Below are 19,108 nucleotides of genomic sequence, written 5' to 3' on the forward strand. Positions count from 1 at the left end.
ACTGAATGTGAAAAAGCAAGGGGATTCACAAATGTCTGTAAATAAATGGAATATGCGCGGGATTGAAGTGGCGCGCACGGTTGCCAAATGGTCCAAAGATCAAAGCACACAAGTGGGTGCGGTGGTGATGATGGAAGATGGCACACCCTTGACCTTTGCCTATAACGGCTTTGCCCGTGGTGTGGATGATGATGTGCCAGAGCGCCATGAACGCCCGGCAAAATATAAATGGACCAGCCACGCCGAAGAAAACGCCATTGCCAACCTTGCACGCACAGGCCAACAGGCCATGGGCTCCACCCTTTATGTCACCCATTTCCCTTGTACAGGATGTGCCAGAAAAATCATTCAGGCCGGCATTAAACAAGTGGTCGTGGATGGAGAGTCCATGAGTGAAGATTTCCTCTCGCGCTGGGCAGAAGATATGGAAACCTCCAAAGAAATGTTCGGCGAAGGCGGCGTTGAAGTCATCGTCCAAAAATAACCCCCACCGTCTACCGTCACACCGTCATCGCCCACCGCATCACTGCCACACCGCGCCACCGTCACACTGGCGAAGGCCAGTGTCCACACACAGCCAGATGCAGATACATCGCCTAAAGCTCCCACGCCCTGCGCTCCTCTGACTTAAGGCGATAAATCGGCAGGCGGGCAAGGGCGAGGATGAGAAATAGCGCCATATCCATTTCATCATCTTCTAAGCAAAAATGGATTTGTTGGCGCAAGGTACAGTCCAGATTATCGCCGTAAGTCTCGCTTAAAACGTTTAAATAATCCCGTGGCGTGGTGGTGCGCCACAGGCTTGCACCATTTTCACGCTCATCCGCTGTGGGGCGAACGGGGTCGCAATGATCGCGCAAGGCATCAAGCATACGGTTGATAAAAAGTTCATTTTGCTGGTTTTTTTCTTGGTTTTGGTCCATGTCGCTTTTCCTTAACACTAACTCCGCCAGTCACCAGAGTTTCTGGTGACCGGGAGTTTAGCGACATGTTAGTAGACATGCGGACCTATTTCCCGAGGGTGTTATATTCAGCCCACTCCCGACCATAGAAAAAGCCTTGCATGTCGTTTTACAGACACACAAAGACCGCCCAGTCGGGGGCAGTAAACCGCTACTAAGACGTCGCTAAACGTCACGTTGCACAATAAGGATAAAAAAGCAGAGCGGCAAGGGGGAATTCTTGGGCCAAGAGTCACGTTTTTTCTTTGAGGTACTTTTATGGGTGGCTGGATGCTGGCCTGCGCCAGCATGACGGGGGAGATGGTTGCGCCCTTCACACTCCCCAATCGACAAGAAAACCCAACCCTGCTATCCTCCCAACCCTATGGGGAAGTAAAGGAATAAAAGACGGCATGACGCAGGTACAGTCCGCTGAAGAATTTCCAGAATGGCTGGAAGGGCAGGACCGTTGGGTTTCTGTAGGCTTAGCAGCGCGCATTGCCTTGCGCGTGTTGCCAACATTGGGGCCTGTTGTGCAGCAGCTTCCCCAAGAAAAGAGCTCAGCCTTTCTTTTGCCAAGTTTTCGTGCTACCGCCGTGCCTTGGCTCGTGGGCACAAGACCGAGCCAAGGCACAGAATTGGCCGCCTTCGCTGCCACCGCCGCCGCCCACGCCGCCAACGCCGCCTACGCCTCCTACGCCTCCGCCGCCGCTGCCGACGCCGCCGCCGCCGCCGCCGCCGCCGCCTACGCCGCCGACTCCGCCACCATCGCCGCCGCCGCCATAGATGTCGATATATGGCACGAAATCAATCAGGATATTGCGTTGCTTGAAGATGGCGCAACGGTTGAAGAACTGATGGAACGCCCCTTATGGGGAAAGGTGCCTGAAGAACTACATGATCATTGGCAAGAATTGAAACAGGCGGTGCTGGCATTGGATGAAAACTGGCAGGTCTGGACCCAATGGTATGAGGACCGCCTCATCGGTGGCCCCAAACCCAATGGACGCCCCGTCTATTACCCGTTAGAAAAAGAACGTGTCTTGATCCCTGATGAGGATTGGGAAAAAGGTCCCGCGCATATTAATGGGCTGATTGCAGAGATGGAGCTGCGCTATCGTGGTGTCCAGCCGCAACGGCCTGCGCCCATTAAGGCGAAATTGGGTGATGATGGTGTCTTGCACCGTGAAGATTCTGCACCAGCAGAAGGGCGTGATGAGGGGCATAGCCAGCGATTGCGCGCAAACTGGAATGGGTTGCAAGCTCATTTAAAAGATTTTCTCAATCTCGATCGCTTGGAAAATCACCAGATTTTGAAAAATGCACTAAAGCGTTATGAAAAAGACTTTGGGGAAAGTTTTGAGCAGTTACAAGTAATTGAGCTTGGTATTGCGGGGGAAGTGATTGCCGATCATAGTGAGCAGGCAGGTGAGCAATATATGGACGATATTGCCATTGATTTAAAAGCATTTGTCGCCGCCCATAATCAATTTATCACCCAGTTTCCTGAATGGCAGGCCTCCCTAGAAGATCGTGTTGACCCGATTGGGGAACAAGAGAAAGAAGCCATTGTTGAGCTTGGTGATCAGATCATTGAGGCCGAAGACCGCGTTGATGAAGATATCCGCGATAGTTTGGCTGAATTATTAGCTGACTTGAGGGCCGATCCTGCAGACAGGTATCAAAAGGCCCGTTGGGTTGGAACGTATAAAAGTATTTCCAATATCATTTCAGCATGGCTGCAACCGGGATATGAAGCCGCGCGCAATGGGGCCTTATTAGGGGTGAAGCTGGCAGCAGCAAAATTTGTGTATGAAAAGCTTTTGGGCAGCCTTAAGAAACTTGAGAATTACCCCGATTTCTGGTGGGTTAAGGCAACACTTAATTATTTAAAAGAGTTTTTCTAAGCTTTAGTCATTCTTAAACCCATGGGCGTCATCGTGCACGCCCCAAAGCCGTCATCCCGCACTTGATGCGGGATCCATGTCCTTCTCGTCTGGATGCCGGCCTGCGCCAGCATGACGGGTGGGGTGGTTGGGTCCGCTTGCGCTCATGGGCGTCACCCCGCACTTAATGCGGGGTCCATGTCCTGCTTGGTTATGAGGTCCCCGCGTTTGCGAGGACGACGATTGTTTTTTACATCTTTTAAATCGCTTTACAGCCACTCGTCTTCGCAATCAAGCACGGCGCCATGGCCTTTGATGAACATGGATTTTAGCGCGCTGGAAACTGGCAGGATTTGTTCGCCAAAGAAGCGGGCGGTGTTGATTTTGGCTTTCATGAAGTTTGGATCGCCTTGCCCCGCATCCAGTTTGGCTTGGGCGATGATAGCTGATTTTGTCAACAGCCAGCCCCCACACAGGTTGCCCATCAAACGCAGGTAGTGAACCGAGCCTGTTGCGGCTTGTTTGGGATCGTCTTTAAAGCTTTCGATCAGCCATTGTGTGGCTTTTTCTGTGTTGGTGATGGCAACGTCCAAGGCGTCTGCCATTTCTGCAAAAACGCCGCCTTTGGCTTTGGCTGCTGCCACGTCCTCTTTGATCAGTGGCATCAAAACATCAAGGTAAGCACCGCCGTTCATAGCGACTTTACGACCGATCAGGTCATTGGCCTGAATGCCGTTTGTACCTTCGTAAATAGCTGTGATGCGCACATCGCGCAGCCATTGTGGCGCACCGGATTCTTCAATAAAGCCCATGCCGCCATGGACCTGAATGCCATCATCGGCAACTTCAATCCCAATGTCCGTGCTGTAGGCTTTGACGATTGGTGTCAAAAGCTGGATGAGCGCATCGGCATTTGTACGCGCGGCTTCATCATCAGATTTGGCCTGAATGTCTTGCTGGCGCGCGGTGAAGTAAGAAATCGCACGTGCGGCTTCCGTTTTGGACTTCATGGTCAAGAGCATGCGACGCACATCTGGGTGTTTGTCAATGGTGACAGATGTTTTGTCTTTGGAACCAAGCAACGGGCTTTGAACACGTTCCATGGCATATTCACGCGCACATTGATAGGCACGCTCAGCTGCGGCAAAACCTTCGTTGCCCACATTAAGGCGGGCGTTGTTCATCATGGTGAACATGCAGGCCAAGCCTTTGTTTTCTTCTTTCACCAAGTAGCCTGTGGCTTCTTCAAAAGACATGGTGGCGGTTGGGGAACCGTGAATACCAAGTTTATGTTCAATAGAGATACAATAAGCCGGGTTGCGTTCCCCCAATGAGCCATCTTCATTGACAAGGAATTTTGGCACGATAAAGAGGGAAATACCGCGCGAACCCGCAGGTGCATCCGGTGTGCGTGCCAAGACCAGGTGAATGATATTGTCGGTCATGTCATGCTCACCAAAAGTGATGAAAATCTTTTGACCCGAGATTTTGTAAGACCCATCTTCTTGCGGTACGGCCTTGGCACTTACGGCTGCAAGGTCAGAACCCGCTGAAGGTTCGGTCAGGTTCATGGTGCCTGTCCATTCCCCTGAAATCATTTTTTCAAGGTAGGTGGCTTTTTGTTCGTCTGAGGCATGGTGATGGATCGCTTCAATAGCGCCGCCTGTCAACATGGGGCATAGGCCAAAGGCAACAGAAGAGGAGTTCCAGATTTCACTGACCGCGTTGGACAGGATGAAAGGCAGGCCCATGCCGCCATATTCCGGATCAAAACCAATGCCGTTCCAGCCGCCTTCAATAAACTGGGCATAAGCCTCTTTAAAACCGGGAGAAGTGGTGACTTCATTGTCTTTCCACGTGGCACCTTGTTCATCAGAGGTGCGCGCTAATGGGGCGATGATGTCGCGGCCTAGTTTCCCAGCCTCATCCAAGATTGCGTCAACCATATCTTCTGTGGCTTCTTCATAGCCGGGCAATGCGGTAATGGTATCAAGGTCAAAAACATCCTTGATGAGGAATTCCATTTCGTTTAGGGGGGCATTGTAGACAGTCATGGTTGTGGCTCTCTTTACTTTGTTTTCAATAATTCGGTAAGACTATACCGATTAATGTGGAAATGTTCTAGAAAAATGTTCGGTTGGCGAATTAATATTTTGTGATGAAATGTAAAGAATTATACAGTCGTTTCTGGCATCATAGGAAAAACCCAAGAGAGGAGCGTGTCACATGGTATCCAATGCAGATTGTGTTTTTTGCAAAATTTTAAAAGGGGAAATCCCCAGCTTTAAAGTTTATGATGATGATCATACCTATGGCTTTATGGATATTAATCCCGCCAATGCGGGCCATGTGCTGGTGATCCCGAAATATCACGCGCCTAATATTTACGAAATCCCCAAAGATTGGGTTTCTGATTGTATGATAACTGCGCAAAAAATTGCCAAGGCGGTGCATGAGGTCACCAGACCTGATGGCATTAATATTTTGCAGGCCAATGGGGAAGGGGCTGCGCAATCGGTGCATCATTTCCACATTCATGTGTTGCCGCGCTCTAATGATGATGGTTTGAAAATGAACTGGGAACTGGTCCCCGGTGATATGGATGAAATCGCCGCATTGGCTGAAAAAATTAAAAGTGCCCTTGCCTGATGCCTAGCCTGATCCGTCTGCCGCTTTCTGTTGATCACCAAAAAAAGAAGGCTTTATCCATTGAGCTGCCCTTTGCCATTTATCTTCATTTCATCACCACAGGTGAGTTTGAAGAGATTTTGCCAAAGGAGCTGAAGAAAAAAGCCCAAGGCCTGAAGAAAGCCTTCTTTGCAGAGAACCAGTTTTTTAGCGAAGACTATCAGCATGAATATGAAAGAAGCGGCTATATCCGCTTTCTCACCGGGCCGGATGTGCATAAGTTCCTCGCCAAGGTCTTGTCGCTAAATTATCAAACCCATAAGAATATTTTGCAGGAAAATGCAGGCTCTTTTCAGGAATATTTTGGTGAGCTGAAACTTTTTTGGAACCAGAAATTTCACCGCGCAACGCAAGATTTGACGCAGGAAAGCATCCGTGAAGCCCTGTTTTGTCATGCGTGCGTGCAAACACAACATGCCCGCCTGTCTGAAAAGACCAAGCTGTTTGACAAGCTGGATGATTTTGCCAAGCAGGAGATCAAGGCCAAAGAGCTGGAGATTAAACGCTTAAGGCAGAAATATAGCGAGCTTGAAGATGACCTTCATGAGCTACGTGTTAAAAATGAAAAGCTGCGTGAAGACCTTGCCAAAGCCCATGAGGCTAATATGGTCTTGGTGCCCAGTGACCCTTATTACATGTTGGGTCTAGAGACAGGAAATGACAAAGCGGTGGAGGCGCGCTCCAAAATCTTGCTAAAAGCACTTCACCCAGATAAATCCGGTAGTGCTGATACAGCCTATCTGTTTGATATGGTGTTAAAAGCACGCGATATGGTTTCTAAATAACATAACCCGTAGGAAGTGCTCATGGCGATACGAGGTGAAGAGAGTAGAGAGATCAATTGCGCCATTCCTTTTCCTCACTGAAACGTTCCCACTGCAAATCATAGTAATCTGTTCTGGTTAATTCCTCATAGGCTTTAGCAAGCTTAGCGCTGAAGTCACCTGAATTCTTGTTAATGAAAAGATATTCATTTTGGAAGTAGATTGGTCGATGGGAGGTGCCAAGTTTTAAATTGGAAAACCTCTTTTTCAACTGGTCCAATTCTTTTTTGGAAACTAAAGCAATATCGACACGCCCAGCATTTAATAATTTTACGGCTTGCGCGAGTCCCTTAACCCTAAATAGGCGTTGTGAATTCTCTTGTGGGTTATAGTAGATGTTACTTGTGAGGCTTATAGAAAGGTCTTTGGCCGTTTTCATCGCTTTCATACTGATTGGCTTGTCAGCATAAATTGCGAATATGGGCCTTCTATCAACAATAATGGGTAAGCGTTGGATTGAATTAAGCGCAATACCAGCTTCATTGGCATAAAGAGTGAGGCGTTCTTTGGGAAAGGGGCCCGCGATATGGATTTTGCCTTTGGCAAGCGACCAGACTGAGCGGTTAAACGGTTTGTGAAACTGCACATAGTCTGAGCCCATGTTTTTCATCAGGCGCGGCAGCAGTGATGTAAAAAACAGGTTGTTATCTGAAACGCCAACTTTAAGGAAAATTCTTTCGCTTGGTGATTGGCTATGGGCTGGTGAGTTTAAGGCATGCGTCCACAGCAAAAACAAAACAGCAAAGCAAAGGCTCTTTCGTAATTTGATCTGTGCTAAATGCATGACGCTTACACCGCGCGTGAATGTTTCTTTTGGCCTTGCTGAAGGTAGGTATCAAAGGTCGCTGCCACCATACGCATGAGGGGGCGGCCTTCTTCCGGTAATGTCAGGACGCCGTTTTCCAATGTACAAATCTCATCTTCCACCATGGGTTTAAGGCGCTCTTCTTCATTTGCAAAGAAGTCTTCATCTACACCATGTTCCTTGCACATGGCAGGTAAGTCTACTTGCATATTACACATGATCTGTTCAATCACTGCGCGGCGAAGGATATCTTCATCTGTTAGGCCACGTGTGCGCCCAATGGGCAGGGTGCCTGCATCAATCATGCGCTTATAATCACGCAAAGGCTGCACATTTGCCACGTACCCTTCGGGTGTTTGACCAATGGACGAAGCGCCCAATGGTAACATAACGGGGTTGTTATCCACCGTGTAACCTTGGAAGTTACGGTGCAGGCTTTTGTTATTCATGGCGATGGTCATTTCATCATCGGGGCGGGCATAATGGTCCAGACCGACTTTAACAAAACCATGTTCTTCAAGGCGCTGGGCAGCAGCATCCATTTGCTCCCAACGCTCCATTGCATTGGGCAGGGCCTCTTCTGGGATGAGCTTCATGTGGGATTTCATCCAGGGCACATGGGCATAGCCAAACACCGCAAAACGTTTTGGGTCAAGGCTGACCGCTTTATCCACCATATCAAGCACACGCTCGGTCGTTTGGAACGGTAGGCCATAAAGCAGGTCAAAGTTGATAGAGGTAATGCCGTATTTTTTCAGCCATTCAACAACATTTTTTGTGGTTTCAAAAGGCTGTACACGGTTGATGGCAACCTGAACTTCTTCATGGAAATCCTGCACCCCGATGGAGGCACGGTTGATGCCAGCCTCAGCAATGGCTTTGACATATTCTTCAGTGGCTGTACGGGGGTCAAGTTCAACGGCGAGCTCGGATTTTTCATCAACATTGAAGAGGCTTTTGATCTTATCAATGATGGATTTCCAGTCTTCAGCCTTAAGCATGGTGGGCGACCCACCGCCCCAATGGACGTGTTTTGCCGTCATGCGCTCAGGCAGGGCAGCGGCCAGCAGGTCAATCTCTTTATGGACATAGTCCAGATATTCAGCCACAGGGTCATAGCGTTTTACAATCTTGGTGTAACAGCCACAAAAAGAACACATGGAGTCACAAAACGGCACATGGATGTAAAGCGAGACGCCCGTTTTTGGGTCAAGATTGGAGAGCCATTGGCGATAATCCGCATCTGTCTCTGTCTCAAGGAAATGAGGAGAGGTCGGATAGCTTGTGTAGCGCGGAACACGAAGGTCGTATTTTTCTGCTTTTTCAGCGATGGAAACGCTCATGGCTTGTCTTTTGATCCGTATAGTTAAGCTGATCATAGCTGTATCGCGCGAAAATGTGGTCATTGTGGGGCAGAAATGGACTGGACTTTTATTATCTTTTTGTGTAGGTTATTTCTATTAACGATTATATCTTGGTGAGTAATGTGTAACTTCAGGGCAATTTTACTGTTGTGCCTGTCCTTTGTTTTGTTTGCAGGGCAGTCAGTACAGGCAGGTAACTTAGAAGGCAAGACCATCCGTTTTTGCGGGGACGGGTCTGGCTGGCCGCCTTACACATATGCCAATCCAAATAAGCCTGATGAAGTGCTTGGCTATGACGTGGATGTCATTACTGAAATTTTGGCAAAACATAATGTGAAGGCAGAGTTTTTCATGCCGTCATGGAAGCAGTGCCTTGAACATAGTGAAAAGGGCAAAGTTTTTCATGTGGCTTTAAGCGCGTCTTATAGTGAAGAGCGGGATGCCAAATATCTGCTAAGTGATGCGTATTATAGCATTACGCAGAATTACTTTTATGCCAAAAGCCGTTTTGAGAAAAAACCGGATATTAAAACAGCGGATGACCTTTTTAAATTGGGTAAAGTCTGCGGACGTTATGCCTATAACTATGAAGGCACTGGTGTGATGAAGAACAGCCAGATTGTGCAGGCGGGGAAATCCTATAACGCCCTGATTATGCGCACGCTCAGTAGTGATTGTGCTTTTTTCCTCGCACGTCCCAGCATCATTCTTGGTTTTAGTCTGGTTGGAAAAAAACTGATCGATCCCTTGGTTATTGGCTATTCCCCCATTCCCGGTGCGAAAAAAGATGACTTCTATATGATGATTTCACGCCAGTTTCCCCATGCTGAAGAATTACGTGATATGATCAATAAAGGGGTTGCCCAGATGAAGGCGAGCGGGCGCTTGCAAGACATTCTGGATCATTATTATCAGGAAATGGGCTCTAAGGTTTAGGGCATAAAAAAGGCCCAGAAAAAACTGAGCCCTTTAAAATTAGATCTAAAACAATTGTTTATTTCACATCAGCCGCAATTTGTAATTTGATGATTTTGTCAGGGTTGCTGACTTTGCCACCGTTATAGCTGCTGCCTTTTTTGATGCGATCTACAAACTCCATTCCTTCAACCACATGGCCCCAGACGGTATATTGACCATCAAGATGGGCTGCCTTTTTAAAGCAGATGAAGAACTGGCTGTTGGCACTATGTGGGCTGGAAGAGCGCGCCATAGAAAGCGTGCCACGTTTATGCAGCTCGTTTGAAAACTCAGCCTGAAGGTCTGGATAGTCACTGCCGCCCATGCCGGTTCCGGTTGGGTCACCCGTTTGCGCCATAAAGCCACGGATTACACGGTGAAACACAATCCCGTCGTAAAAACCTTCACGGGTGAGTTTTTTGATGCGGGCCACATGTTGGGGCGCAATGTCCGGGCGCATTTTAATAACGACACGACCGTTTTTGAGATCAAGAAAAAGAGTGTTTTCTTTATCAAAATCCTGTGTGTTTTGCGCATTGGCAGTGAAGCTTAACCCAAAGACAATCAGGGCTGAAAGAAGAAGGCGTTTTAACATAATCTGTTTACCTGTGTGTTTGTTCGTTTATTCAACGTCTGCTGCAACTTGCATCTTAATGATGGCATCGGGGTCTTCAACAGAGCCGTTATCAAACGGGCTGCCTTTTTTAATGGCATGAACATGTTCCATACCATCAATGATCTGGCCCCAAAATGTATATTGGTTATCCAGATGCGGTGCGCGATCAAAACACAGGAAGAACTGGCTGTCCGCACTGTTTGGATCAGCCGAGCGTGCCATAGAGCAAGAGCCCTCAATATGGGGTTCAGCAGAAAATTCAGCATCGATATTTTTACCAGAGCCACCAAAGCCCGTGCCGCTTGGGTCACCGGATTGGGCCATGAAACCGTCGATGACACGGTGGAAAACGATCCCGTCGTAAAAACCCTCACGTGCGAGCTCTTTAATGCGTGCGCAGTGGTTTGGGGCAAGGTCGGGGCGCAATTCAACAGTTACGCGACCATCTTTGAGGTCCAGATACAATGTGTTTTCGGGATCTTTAATATCGACCATTTTAGCTGCCTTATTTGTTCAGTAATCAAAAGAGGCCAGCAGATTACCATAAAATGCATAAGGAAAAAGGGGAATTTCTAGGCAACAAAGTCCATTTGTGTCTCAAAACTGTTTAACACGCCCAGAATACGGTCAATTTGTTGGAGGACTTTTGGGTTATCTGAAGGATAACGTCTTTCAAAATTATACTTATCTTCCCATTCTTGAATAAAGTCGCGCGGGCGATCAGGATCGGAGCGTTCTCCGGTCAAGGCACCAACGGTGTTTTCAAATTTAGGGTGAAGTTCCGGCTGAAAGGCCATCATGGAATATTCATCATAGCTGAGGGAGCCATCAATATAGAGATCAAGGCTGAAATCAACCATTTCGCGCGGGGTGATGTTGCGAATGTCAAAGTCTTCGCCGTCATCAGGCTGGGAGAGATTATCAAGGTCAATCTCAATCCCCTGAAATTCAACAATGTCTTTGGGGGCGTAGCGTTGTTGAGCTTGGCTCAGGCGTTGTTGTTCTTCCTGACTTGGCGCAGGGGTGACAAGGGCGTTTGGGTTGATGGAATCTGTACGTTGACGAGACAGGTTTTCCTGTTCGTTTAATAAAACCTGAGAAAGGCTTGCATCAATATGCATGACACAAACCTTTCACAAGACCATATTCACAAGGGGCCTGCGTTATTCCGCAGCGTTCAACGTACATTTATCCGGTTTCTTTACATTTCTGATTTTTTTCGTGGCATACATGGCCTCATCGGCCGCATTCATCAGGCCTTTTGGTTTTGAAAGACTGTCATAAAATTGAATGCCCATACTGGCTTTTAGGTTGATGACATGTTCTTGCCAGCGAAAACTGATTGAATTAAGCTCAGTGGTGATCTTTTCGATGCATTTTTGACCATCACCCCAAGAGGTACGTACAAGCAAAATTGCAAACTCATCCCCGCCAAGACGTGCAATATAATCTGTCTCGCGTGTCATGCGCTCCATAATGCGCGACACATGGGCAAGCACTTCATCGCCACAGGCATGACCGTAGGTATCATTAATCTCTTTAAAATCATCAAGATCAATATAGGCCAGAATACCTGTTTCTTTAAAACGGCGCGCACTGGCTAACACCCGGTGAAGCTCTGCCTGAAAACCCCGCCTGTTTAACAGACCTGTGAGGCAATCGGTCATGGCGAGACGATCAAGATAGGTAATTTGGTCGTTTTGCTGGTTAAGCGTACCTTCAAGCTTGTAAGCAAGCCTGAGGGCTTCATGTAAAGCTTCTTCACGCTCACTGGCTGATGCACGCCCCTCAAGACAGCTTGCCAATTTACAGATACCACCAACAAGTTCACATGCATGAGTATCGTTTTGTTTTGTATTATCAAGCATTTATGGTCTCCGCCTTTTTATTGTTTTTCCTGAAAGCATCGATAGTTCAAAGATTATCGCAAAAGATATGCCAGTTATGGATTGGCAGTTTTAAAGCAATTTCTAGTTTCATAAGGGGCGTTGACTAGGCAAAAAATGCCGTGACTAGGCAAAAACGTCCTATTATGTCTATAGTGGACTTATGAAAAAAAATAAGACCATTCTCTCAGTGCTTTTCTCACTGCTTGCTTTTCCTCTTTGTGCAGGGGAGGTGGAATTGCGCTCCCATGATGCCCTTTATGCCATGAAGCAGGTGCGCCAGCAGGGGCAAAACTGGTCAATGTTGGAGCGTGCAGACGGTGTATTGCGCTATAAATTTCGCAATACATGTGAGGGCTGGGCGGTGGAACACCACAGCGCCATGCATATGGATTATGAAAATAACCAACAGGCTCAGATGACATGGAGTTACGCGAGCTGGGAAAGCCATGATGGTAAACGCTTGCGCTTTAGAAGCCGGATGAAACGCAACGGCGTGATTAATGAAAACCATAAAGGCGAAGCGCGCATTGAAAGTGATAAATCAGTTGCGATTTATGCCGAGCCCAATGGACGGCGCGAAGTGATGCCCAGTGGTGTTTTATTTCCCACCTCGCATTTGCTTTATTCCCTAAAACAAGCCCAAGCAGGCGAAACAGTTTTTTCTACGCCCTATTTTGATGGCAGTGGCGAGGTGGCCGATTATGACGTGGATACGGTAATGACGCGTTATAAGGGAAAGCCTTTATTGCAGGTGGAAGATCAAAAGCTTGAGAAACTACCCGCATGGGATATGCAGCTGGCGTTTCACCTTCCTCAAAGCCAAAGCAGCGTTGCAGAGATGGAGATCAGCGCACGGTATCGCCTTGATGGGGTTTCAACACGGCTGATACAGGATTATGGGGATTTCGTATTGGAGGGAAAGCTTGTTGAGCTTACTTATATGGATGAGCCTGTGTGTGACTAAGCTTTATAATAAGCGACCTTTAATAATGGCCTCACCGCCATATTTTCTGCGAATTTCTTCAATGGCTTTTGCGGAGCGTTGATCTTTTTGCTCTTGTGCCATTTCAAACAGGTCCGGTGCATCCGGTTCAATCTGATGGACATCTTCCAACATGGAAAAACCCGTGCCGATCAGGCGATAACTGCGCCCATCACAAAGCGGTTTAAGTAACTCAATGGAACATCGATATAGCTCGTCACCAGATTGGGTGGGGCGGGGAAGTTGGCGCGAGCGTGAAATATTGCGAAAGCCTGTGGTCTTGAGCTTCAGGGTGACGGTGCGCCCTGCCAGTTCTGCCTTTTTCATACGCCCTGAAATCTTTTGGCAGATGGGATAAAGCACTTCTTTAAGGTCCTCAAAACCATGCAGGTTTTCATCCAATGTATGTTCGTTTGAAATGCTTTTTGTTTCAGATTCAGGGGTGACTTTACGCTCATCTTCAGCCCGGCAAAAATGATAAAGCTTCGCCCCAATTGCCCCATATTCACGCATCAAATCAATCTTTTTATAGGGTAGCAATTGCCCGATGGTGGCAATGCCGTCAGAGGCCAATTTCTTTTCCATGGCAGCACCCACACCAAAGATCATTTTTACCGGCTTATCTGCCAGATAGTCTTTGGCCTCAGCGCGGCCCAAAATGGCAAAACCCTTGGGTTTATCAAGGTCAGAGGCGAGCTTTGCCATAGATTTATTATAGCTTAGCCCCACAGAAGCAGTGATGCCGATTTCTTCTTCAATGCGTTTAATCAGGCGCACAAGGGTGCGCGCGGGGCTGCCACCATGAAGGGCCTCAGTTCCGCTGAGGTCTAAAAAAGCCTCATCAATAGAAAGCGGCTCCACCAAGGGGGTGGCTTCAAACATGAGGTTGCGCACGGCACGTCCAACCTCGCCATATTTATCTTTAGAAGGCGGTACAACCACGAGGTCTGGGCATAGCCTTAAAGCCCGTGTCATGGGCATGGCAGAACGAATGCCGTAAATGCGCGCAATATAACAGGCCGCTGCCACAACGCCGCGATGGCGCCCGCCAACAACAACGGGTTTATCTTTTATTTTGGGATTGTCGCGTTTTTCAACGGTGGCGAAAAAGGAGTCACAATCAATATGAGCGATGTGAAGCTCGTTCAGTTCTGGATGAGACAACAGGCGCACGGAGCCACATTTGGGGCAGCGTTGGCTTTCTGGTCGATCATCAAAACTATGTGCGCAATCGCGACAAAGGGTAGGAAGGGTCTCGCTCATGTGCGCCATCATAAGCTACATGAGCGAGAACAAAAAGAGAATATTTTAACTCTTACATCTGGGATTCAATAGAGTGGCCCGCTTCTTTCCAAGCTGGCATACCTGTGCGGAAATATTTGATGTTTGTATAGCCCCAACCAACAGCGCGCGTGCTTGCCGTATAAGAGCGCATGCAGCCTGTACCATAGCAATAAAACACAACGATTTGGTCTTGGTCGGCTAATAATTCAAAGGCATCTTTATTAAAAGCGCCCGCAATATTCATGCTTTCAGCGCCCGGGATATGGCCTTTGTTGAAATCTTCTTCCATACGAAGGTCAACAAAAAGTGCCTCTTGTTCATGAAGGGCTTTGGCTTTGGCAACATCAATGGTTTCTGCGCCTACAACAGCTTCAGGTGCCACATCGGCTGCACTTACAGGTGATGTTGAAAAGGCGATAAGTCCTGCAATAAGAACAACGTATAAAGATTTAAGCATTTAGCGTTCCCCGTTAATTAAGTTTCGATAATGTTATTGTGTTTTATTTGGGAAGTCTATGTTTATCCCTTAATCTTCTTCAGGCCAGAGCCAAGCTGCCCCGCGAACCCCGCTTGCATCCCCATGGGTTGCTTTTAAAAGTTGGGTGTCACATTCATTGCCAAAGACCCATTTTTGCCAGATTTTGGGAACAGTTTCATACCAGCGATCAATATTTGAAAGCCCCCCGCCCAATACAATGGCATCAGGGTCAAAAACATTGATGATACTGGCAAGTGCGCGGGCAAGGCGGTCTTCATAAACATGAAAGACAGGCTCGCTAATATCATGGGGCAGGCTTGAAATATCCTTGGCCTCAATGGCAGTGCCGCAGATATTTTTAAAGGTGCGCTCTAACGCAGGGCCGCTTATGAAAGTTTCAATGCAGCCCTGAAGCCCACAATAACAATCCTCACCGGGCAACTCACCAGCTTGGGGCCAAGGTAGGGAATTATGCCCCCATTCACCCGTCACACCGTTGATGCCGTCAATGACCTGTTTATTAACAACAAGGCCCCCGTCTGTGCCTGTGCCAAGGATGACCCCAAAGACATTCTTATAATCTTGCGCCGCCCCATCGGTTGCTTCTGAAAGGGCAAAGCAATTGGCATCATTGCTCATGCGCACGTCACGGTCCAAAGCTTGGGAGAGGTCTTTTTGAAAAGGATGACCGATCAGCCAAATGGAATTGGCATTTTTAACCAGACCCGTTTTATGGGAAATCGTACCGGGGATGCCGATGCCAAGGCTTCCTTTTTGTCCTGTTTCTTCTTCAGCAGACAGGACAAGGTCGCGAATCGAGGTGAGGGTTTTTTCATAATTTCCCTGTGGTGTGGGGATTCTTTTTCGTAAAAGCTCCTCACCAGAAGTGCCGAGACAAAGAATCTCTGTTTTCGTTCCACCAAGGTCGATTCCGATTCGCATAAGATTTTCCAATAAGTTACGAAGTGTTAATCTATTGCAGGCATTGTATCACAAGATCGGATCTGTCAATGGGCATTATTTGCCTAGTCGATCAGGGCGAAACTCCTTTGCAGATCAAGGTGTTTAAAGTTAAAATGATATTTCGCTTCTTAAGTGGCGAAATAAAGTTAATTCAGGGAAGACTAACCAATGACTGATCAGGTCGCGTCAAAAACAGGTATCACACAAGCAGGCATTTCCTGTGCGTTGGATCTTAAAGAAAAATATAAGTCCAATCAGCCGATTTGCGTGCCGGGTGAGAAAACAAAAATCCTCATGCCTGAGAATCTTTTGAACATTAATCTCGACCTTGAATCTCTGGAAGATCCCATGCCGCTTTCCCTGATGGCAACGCGCGATCCAGAATCACCCATGTCTTTAGCTGCGGCTGCGCGTTTAAGCCCGCTGGCAGGTAAAAACAAATTTGTTGGTGAAGTCATGAATATCGTGGCTGATGCATCCAAACATGAAAATGTGACCAGTGCGATCAACATGCTGCATGAAAACGACTTCCACCCCAAAGCCATTGGTGAAGTTGTACGCCAGACAAACCGCGCGATTGTCCAAACACGCAAACAGTTTTCTTCAGCGCTTCGCCAAAATCTTCATGCCCTGTTAGAAGGTGATATGGTGCCGCGCAATTTTGTAAAAGAATTCTTTGAATTGACGGAAAATGGCAACCTGCGCCACGATATTCGCAAGCGCCTTGTAACATCCATGCTGCTTTCCACAACAATTCGCCCTTCTATCAAGTTCCTCTTCCTTGAAAACTTCGATCGTTTGCCAGAAGCGGTACGTATGACCATCATTAAAGATGTGCTCAACGCCCCTGAAAACCATCACACCGAAGTGATTAAAGAAGAACTGGCTTGGATCGTGAATAACGAAAAGGGCGGTACATTTAAGTACCACTAAGATTTTTTATCTATGTATTTAAACGACCTATCCTTACATTAAAGGGTAGGTCGTTTTAGTTTGTATGAGTGTTTAAGTGATGAGCGATAAGATTATCTATCCGTTTGATGCGGTCCCTGAGGGCGGAATGTCTGTAGAAGTGGCCCCCGGTGTTTATTGGGTGCGCATGCCTTTACCGTTTAAGCTTAATCACATCAATCTTTGGGTTATTGATGATGGTGATGGCTGGACCATTGTGGATACGGGCATCAATTTGCCTGAAGTGCGCGAACGTTGGGAAAAACTCTTTAGTGGCCCTATGGGGGCAAAACCCATCAAGCGTATGATCGTAACCCATTTCCACCCCGACCATGTGGGGCTTGCAGGTTGGTTTGAAGAAGAGCATGACCTGCCCTTATGGATGACCTTGGGTGAATGGGGCATGGCGCGAAACCTCAAGCTGGAAACAACAGAGCGTTCAACCAAATATCTTGAAGGGTTTTATCGTCGCGCTGGCTTTGATCAGCCTTTAATGAATTTAATCCCTGAGCGTAGTGTTTCATACCCCTCGCGCATCACGGTGCCACCAGCAGGTATTCGCCGTATCACAGATGGGGAGAAAATCCGCATTGGTGAGCATGATTGGCAAGTGATTGTCGGTACAGGCCATAGTCCTGAACATGCCTGTCTTTATTGTGAAGACCTTAATGTGATGATTTCAGGTGATCAGGTTTTACCGCGCATCAGCCCCAACATCAGCATTTGGCCGCAAGAACCTGATGCGGACCCGCTCACGCAGTTTTTAGAAAGCCTGAAACTGTTTGACCATTTGCCTGAGGATGTGTTGGTTCTGCCTTCGCATGATTGGCCGTTTCGCGGGTTACATCATCGTTTATCAGAGCTTGCCCATCATCATGATGAACGCCTTGATTACACCTATGGCCTTTGTGAGAAACCGGTTACGGCCTTGCAAGTTTTAAAGGGCTTATTTAGCCGAGAGCTGGATAGTCACCAGATTTTCTTTGCCATTGGCGAAAGCCTCGCCCATCTTCATCACCTTGTCGCCCAAGGGCGTTTGATCCGCGATGATGGTCTGGATGGGGTGAGTATGTTTAGGCAAAAGCCTGAGTAGGACTTTTACTTGTTTGTTGCAGCACCAATGACATGGATCCAGCCGAGATAACCGTCTTCTGCGGCGCGTTGCCACAGCTCCATACCTTCGCGCGCATTGTCATAGGCTGTTTGGCCGATGCGTGGCAGGATTTCACTTTTTTTACGCTCTAGCTGTTTTAATGCCCAGCCATAGGTGCGCGAAACATTTTCAGACCAGTCATCCCATTTTTCCACTTGGAAGTCAGCTTCTTTGAGTTTGACTTCATATTCATATTTGGACCACATGGACGGCGTTTTAACACGCTTGAGAATTTTTTCGCGCAAGGCCGGCGGGGTGGAGCGACGAAGTGTAATCTCAGAAAAAGCCAATAGGCCAAAAGGTTCCAGCACACGGTGGGCTTCATTCAGCACGCGCATGCGATCACCAGCATGTAAGAAACTTTCCTGACTCCAGTAAACTTCAAAGCTGTTATTCTCATAAGGTAAATGGTGATAGTCGCATTTCTCAAAACGCACTTTATCATCAAGCCCTTCAGCTTTTGTCAGCTCAGCTGCACGATCAAGCTGGCGCGAAGAAATATTGGTGGCAAGTATAGAACAATCAAAACTGCGTGCCAGTTGGCGGGCCAATGTGCCAAAACCGCAACCAACCTCTAAAACCTTACTTTCTTTATGAAGGGCAATGCCATCAATCATGGTGTCTTTGGCGCGTTGCATGGCTGTAGGCAGGGCCTCTTCCTGTGTTTTAAACAGGCCCAGGTGCATGCTGCTTCCCCAGATGCTGCGATAAATTTCGTCTGCAGTACCGTCATAATAATCAACGGCCGCTTCAACAGCAGAAGTAATCTCAGAAGTGGTTGCCAAAGAAAGGTTGGTCATGGAAAAGCCCAAAAAGAAGGTGTGTCTGGAATCAAACAGGCTGCCACAAAGGGCAGCCAGTCAGGAAAATATAGCTTAAATTAGATTAAGCGCAAGCCGCTGTTTCATCATTTGCACAATATAGGTTGTACAATGTTTCAATCACAGTTGAGGCTTCTTCCCCTTTAAGGGAATAATAAATTGTCTGTGCATCCCGGCGCGTTTGCACCAGATTGTCACGGCGCAGGCGTGCAAGATGTTGGGATAAGGCAGACTGGCTCAAACCGATGATCTCTTCCAGCTCACCAACCGATTTTTCATCGGTGGAGATTTGGCACAAGATCATAAGGCGGTGTTGATTGCTCATTGCCTTAAGGAGTGTGCTGGCACGACGTGCGTTTTCTTCGAGTTTTTGGAGTTCGATGTCCATTGATCTATTCGCTGATTTATTATAATTAAGAACGCCTCTTATTTCGTTAGCCACGTATATAAGAAGATCGCATAAGCGGAATATAAGCATTTGTACAATTTTATTCCATATAAAAATG

At 47.5% G+C, this 19,108-nt stretch carries 22 protein-coding genes; 9 read left to right on the forward strand and 13 right to left on the reverse strand.

Annotation, left to right across the window (positions count from 1 at the left end; genetic code table 11):
* The first annotated feature begins 31 nt into the window (after positions 1-31).
* Complete coding sequence (locus tag MTBPR1_RS14160; protein ID WP_069189668.1) at positions 32-484, forward strand: deoxycytidylate deaminase; 453 nt, start codon at positions 32-34, stop codon at positions 482-484.
* Positions 485-596: 112 nt separating this feature from the next.
* On the opposite strand, the gene MTBPR1_RS14165 is transcribed toward MTBPR1_RS14160, so the two are convergent.
* A complete protein-coding gene (locus tag MTBPR1_RS14165) occupies positions 597-923 on the reverse strand; it encodes a hypothetical protein (protein WP_069189669.1) in 327 nt (108 codons plus the stop codon).
* A 297-nt stretch (positions 924-1,220) separates the two neighbouring features.
* On the opposite strand from MTBPR1_RS14165, the gene MTBPR1_RS18405 reads away from it, so the two are divergent.
* Complete coding sequence (locus MTBPR1_RS18405; RefSeq protein ID WP_276204549.1) at positions 1,221-1,346, forward strand: hypothetical protein; 126 nt, start codon at positions 1,221-1,223, stop codon at positions 1,344-1,346.
* A gap of 8 nt (positions 1,347-1,354) precedes the next feature.
* On the forward strand, positions 1,355-2,848 hold the full coding sequence (locus tag MTBPR1_RS14170; RefSeq protein WP_069189670.1) for a hypothetical protein: 1,494 nt from the start codon (positions 1,355-1,357) through the stop codon (positions 2,846-2,848).
* A gap of 248 nt (positions 2,849-3,096) precedes the next feature.
* Here MTBPR1_RS14170 and MTBPR1_RS14175 read toward each other — a convergent pair whose 3' ends face one another.
* The gene (locus tag MTBPR1_RS14175; protein WP_069189671.1) at positions 3,097-4,881 is read right to left on the reverse strand and encodes an acyl-CoA dehydrogenase; all 1,785 of its coding nucleotides are present in this window, start codon (positions 4,879-4,881) and stop codon (positions 3,097-3,099) included.
* Between the two features lie 172 nt (positions 4,882-5,053).
* Between MTBPR1_RS14175 and MTBPR1_RS14180 the strand changes: the two genes are divergently transcribed.
* Both MTBPR1_RS14180 and MTBPR1_RS14185 read left to right on the forward strand, forming a co-directional pair.
* Positions 5,054-5,476, forward strand: a complete 423-nt coding sequence (locus MTBPR1_RS14180; protein WP_069189672.1) for an HIT family protein — start codon at positions 5,054-5,056, stop codon at positions 5,474-5,476.
* Complete coding sequence (locus tag MTBPR1_RS14185) at positions 5,476-6,300, forward strand: hypothetical protein (protein WP_069189673.1); 825 nt, start codon at positions 5,476-5,478, stop codon at positions 6,298-6,300. The genes MTBPR1_RS14180 and MTBPR1_RS14185 overlap by 1 nt, the downstream gene beginning before the upstream one ends.
* Before the next feature lie 52 nt (positions 6,301-6,352).
* On the opposite strand, the gene MTBPR1_RS14190 is transcribed toward MTBPR1_RS14185, so the two are convergent.
* Both MTBPR1_RS14190 and hemN read right to left on the reverse strand, forming a co-directional pair.
* Entirely contained in the window at positions 6,353-7,123 is a 771-nt protein-coding gene (locus MTBPR1_RS14190) for a type 2 periplasmic-binding domain-containing protein (RefSeq protein WP_069189674.1), read from the reverse strand.
* Positions 7,124-7,128: 5 nt separating this feature from the next.
* Positions 7,129-8,487 carry an oxygen-independent coproporphyrinogen III oxidase gene (gene hemN / locus MTBPR1_RS14195; protein WP_083223109.1) on the reverse strand — a complete coding sequence of 453 codons (1,359 nt, stop codon included), beginning with the start codon at positions 8,485-8,487 and terminating at the stop codon, positions 7,129-7,131.
* A 141-nt stretch (positions 8,488-8,628) separates the two neighbouring features.
* Here hemN and MTBPR1_RS14200 point away from each other — a divergent pair, with 141 nt between their 5' ends.
* The gene (locus tag MTBPR1_RS14200; protein WP_083223110.1) at positions 8,629-9,444 is read left to right on the forward strand and encodes a substrate-binding periplasmic protein; all 816 of its coding nucleotides are present in this window, start codon (positions 8,629-8,631) and stop codon (positions 9,442-9,444) included.
* A 58-nt stretch (positions 9,445-9,502) separates the two neighbouring features.
* Here the strand turns inward: MTBPR1_RS14200 and MTBPR1_RS14205 are convergent, their stop codons facing one another.
* The 4 genes from MTBPR1_RS14205 to MTBPR1_RS14220 form a co-directional block, all read right to left on the reverse strand.
* On the reverse strand, positions 9,503-10,060 hold the full coding sequence (locus tag MTBPR1_RS14205; RefSeq protein ID WP_069189676.1) for a peptidylprolyl isomerase: 558 nt from the start codon (positions 10,058-10,060) through the stop codon (positions 9,503-9,505).
* Positions 10,061-10,087: 27 nt separating this feature from the next.
* Complete coding sequence (locus MTBPR1_RS14210) at positions 10,088-10,576, reverse strand: peptidylprolyl isomerase (RefSeq protein WP_069189677.1); 489 nt, start codon at positions 10,574-10,576, stop codon at positions 10,088-10,090.
* Between the two features lie 77 nt (positions 10,577-10,653).
* Entirely contained in the window at positions 10,654-11,202 is a 549-nt protein-coding gene (locus tag MTBPR1_RS14215) for a hypothetical protein (RefSeq protein WP_069189678.1), read from the reverse strand.
* A 42-nt stretch (positions 11,203-11,244) separates the two neighbouring features.
* On the reverse strand, positions 11,245-11,949 hold the full coding sequence (locus MTBPR1_RS14220) for a GGDEF domain-containing protein (protein ID WP_083223111.1): 705 nt from the start codon (positions 11,947-11,949) through the stop codon (positions 11,245-11,247).
* 181 nt (positions 11,950-12,130) lie between these two features.
* On the opposite strand from MTBPR1_RS14220, the gene MTBPR1_RS14225 reads away from it, so the two are divergent.
* Positions 12,131-12,934 carry an EipB family protein gene (locus tag MTBPR1_RS14225; protein WP_069189679.1) on the forward strand — a complete coding sequence of 268 codons (804 nt, stop codon included), beginning with the start codon at positions 12,131-12,133 and terminating at the stop codon, positions 12,932-12,934.
* Between the two features lie 3 nt (positions 12,935-12,937).
* On the opposite strand, the gene MTBPR1_RS14230 is transcribed toward MTBPR1_RS14225, so the two are convergent.
* The 3 genes from MTBPR1_RS14230 to MTBPR1_RS14240 all read right to left on the reverse strand — a co-directional run bounded on the left by MTBPR1_RS14230 (position 12,938) and on the right by MTBPR1_RS14240 (position 15,656).
* On the reverse strand, positions 12,938-14,215 hold the full coding sequence (locus tag MTBPR1_RS14230; RefSeq protein ID WP_069189680.1) for a DNA polymerase IV: 1,278 nt from the start codon (positions 14,213-14,215) through the stop codon (positions 12,938-12,940).
* Between the two features lie 52 nt (positions 14,216-14,267).
* Entirely contained in the window at positions 14,268-14,693 is a 426-nt protein-coding gene (locus tag MTBPR1_RS14235; protein WP_069189681.1) for a rhodanese-like domain-containing protein, read from the reverse strand.
* Between the two features lie 69 nt (positions 14,694-14,762).
* Entirely contained in the window at positions 14,763-15,656 is an 894-nt protein-coding gene (locus MTBPR1_RS14240; RefSeq protein ID WP_069189682.1) for an ROK family protein, read from the reverse strand.
* Between the two features lie 189 nt (positions 15,657-15,845).
* Between MTBPR1_RS14240 and MTBPR1_RS14245 the strand changes: the two genes are divergently transcribed.
* Both MTBPR1_RS14245 and MTBPR1_RS14250 read left to right on the forward strand, forming a co-directional pair.
* On the forward strand, positions 15,846-16,610 hold the full coding sequence (locus MTBPR1_RS14245) for a hypothetical protein (protein WP_069189683.1): 765 nt from the start codon (positions 15,846-15,848) through the stop codon (positions 16,608-16,610).
* Between the two features lie 79 nt (positions 16,611-16,689).
* On the forward strand, positions 16,690-17,721 hold the full coding sequence (locus MTBPR1_RS14250; protein ID WP_069189684.1) for an MBL fold metallo-hydrolase: 1,032 nt from the start codon (positions 16,690-16,692) through the stop codon (positions 17,719-17,721).
* A gap of 5 nt (positions 17,722-17,726) precedes the next feature.
* Here the strand turns inward: MTBPR1_RS14250 and MTBPR1_RS14255 are convergent, their stop codons facing one another.
* On the reverse strand, positions 17,727-18,581 hold the full coding sequence (locus MTBPR1_RS14255) for an SAM-dependent methyltransferase (RefSeq protein WP_069189685.1): 855 nt from the start codon (positions 18,579-18,581) through the stop codon (positions 17,727-17,729).
* A gap of 85 nt (positions 18,582-18,666) precedes the next feature.
* On the reverse strand, positions 18,667-18,984 hold the full coding sequence (locus MTBPR1_RS14260; RefSeq protein ID WP_069189745.1) for an ArsR/SmtB family transcription factor: 318 nt from the start codon (positions 18,982-18,984) through the stop codon (positions 18,667-18,669).
* Positions 18,985-19,108: the final 124 nt, after the last annotated feature.

Origin of the sequence: Candidatus Terasakiella magnetica (assembly GCF_900093605.1) — a bacterium.
Taxonomy (GTDB): domain Bacteria; phylum Pseudomonadota; class Alphaproteobacteria; order Rhodospirillales; family Terasakiellaceae; genus Terasakiella; species Terasakiella magnetica.

Coding starts and splice junctions, on each gene's coding strand:
- MTBPR1_RS14185 (WP_069189673.1), top strand. CDS start 5,476: ATGCCTAGCCTGATCCGTCTGCCGCTTTCTGTTGATCACCAAAAAAAG.
- MTBPR1_RS14230 (WP_069189680.1), bottom strand. CDS start 14,215: ATGAGCGAGACCCTTCCTACCCTTTGTCGCGATTGCGCACATAGTTTT.
- MTBPR1_RS14165 (WP_069189669.1), bottom strand. CDS start 923: ATGGACCAAAACCAAGAAAAAAACCAGCAAAATGAACTTTTTATCAAC.
- MTBPR1_RS14190 (WP_069189674.1), bottom strand. CDS start 7,123: ATGCATTTAGCACAGATCAAATTACGAAAGAGCCTTTGCTTTGCTGTT.
- MTBPR1_RS14210 (WP_069189677.1), bottom strand. CDS start 10,576: ATGGTCGATATTAAAGATCCCGAAAACACATTGTATCTGGACCTCAAA.
- MTBPR1_RS14170 (WP_069189670.1), top strand. CDS start 1,355: ATGACGCAGGTACAGTCCGCTGAAGAATTTCCAGAATGGCTGGAAGGG.
- MTBPR1_RS14225 (WP_069189679.1), top strand. CDS start 12,131: ATGAAAAAAAATAAGACCATTCTCTCAGTGCTTTTCTCACTGCTTGCT.
- MTBPR1_RS14205 (WP_069189676.1), bottom strand. CDS start 10,060: ATGTTAAAACGCCTTCTTCTTTCAGCCCTGATTGTCTTTGGGTTAAGC.
- MTBPR1_RS14175 (WP_069189671.1), bottom strand. CDS start 4,881: ATGACTGTCTACAATGCCCCCCTAAACGAAATGGAATTCCTCATCAAG.
- hemN (WP_083223109.1), bottom strand. CDS start 8,487: ATGAGCGTTTCCATCGCTGAAAAAGCAGAAAAATACGACCTTCGTGTT.
- MTBPR1_RS18405 (WP_276204549.1), top strand. CDS start 1,221: ATGGGTGGCTGGATGCTGGCCTGCGCCAGCATGACGGGGGAGATGGTT.
- MTBPR1_RS14215 (WP_069189678.1), bottom strand. CDS start 11,202: ATGCATATTGATGCAAGCCTTTCTCAGGTTTTATTAAACGAACAGGAA.
- MTBPR1_RS14245 (WP_069189683.1), top strand. CDS start 15,846: ATGACTGATCAGGTCGCGTCAAAAACAGGTATCACACAAGCAGGCATT.
- MTBPR1_RS14235 (WP_069189681.1), bottom strand. CDS start 14,693: ATGCTTAAATCTTTATACGTTGTTCTTATTGCAGGACTTATCGCCTTT.
- MTBPR1_RS14180 (WP_069189672.1), top strand. CDS start 5,054: ATGGTATCCAATGCAGATTGTGTTTTTTGCAAAATTTTAAAAGGGGAA.
- MTBPR1_RS14250 (WP_069189684.1), top strand. CDS start 16,690: ATGAGCGATAAGATTATCTATCCGTTTGATGCGGTCCCTGAGGGCGGA.
- MTBPR1_RS14200 (WP_083223110.1), top strand. CDS start 8,629: ATGTGTAACTTCAGGGCAATTTTACTGTTGTGCCTGTCCTTTGTTTTG.
- MTBPR1_RS14220 (WP_083223111.1), bottom strand. CDS start 11,949: ATGCTTGATAATACAAAACAAAACGATACTCATGCATGTGAACTTGTT.
- MTBPR1_RS14240 (WP_069189682.1), bottom strand. CDS start 15,656: ATGCGAATCGGAATCGACCTTGGTGGAACGAAAACAGAGATTCTTTGT.
- MTBPR1_RS14160 (WP_069189668.1), top strand. CDS start 32: ATGTCTGTAAATAAATGGAATATGCGCGGGATTGAAGTGGCGCGCACG.
- MTBPR1_RS14255 (WP_069189685.1), bottom strand. CDS start 18,581: ATGACCAACCTTTCTTTGGCAACCACTTCTGAGATTACTTCTGCTGTT.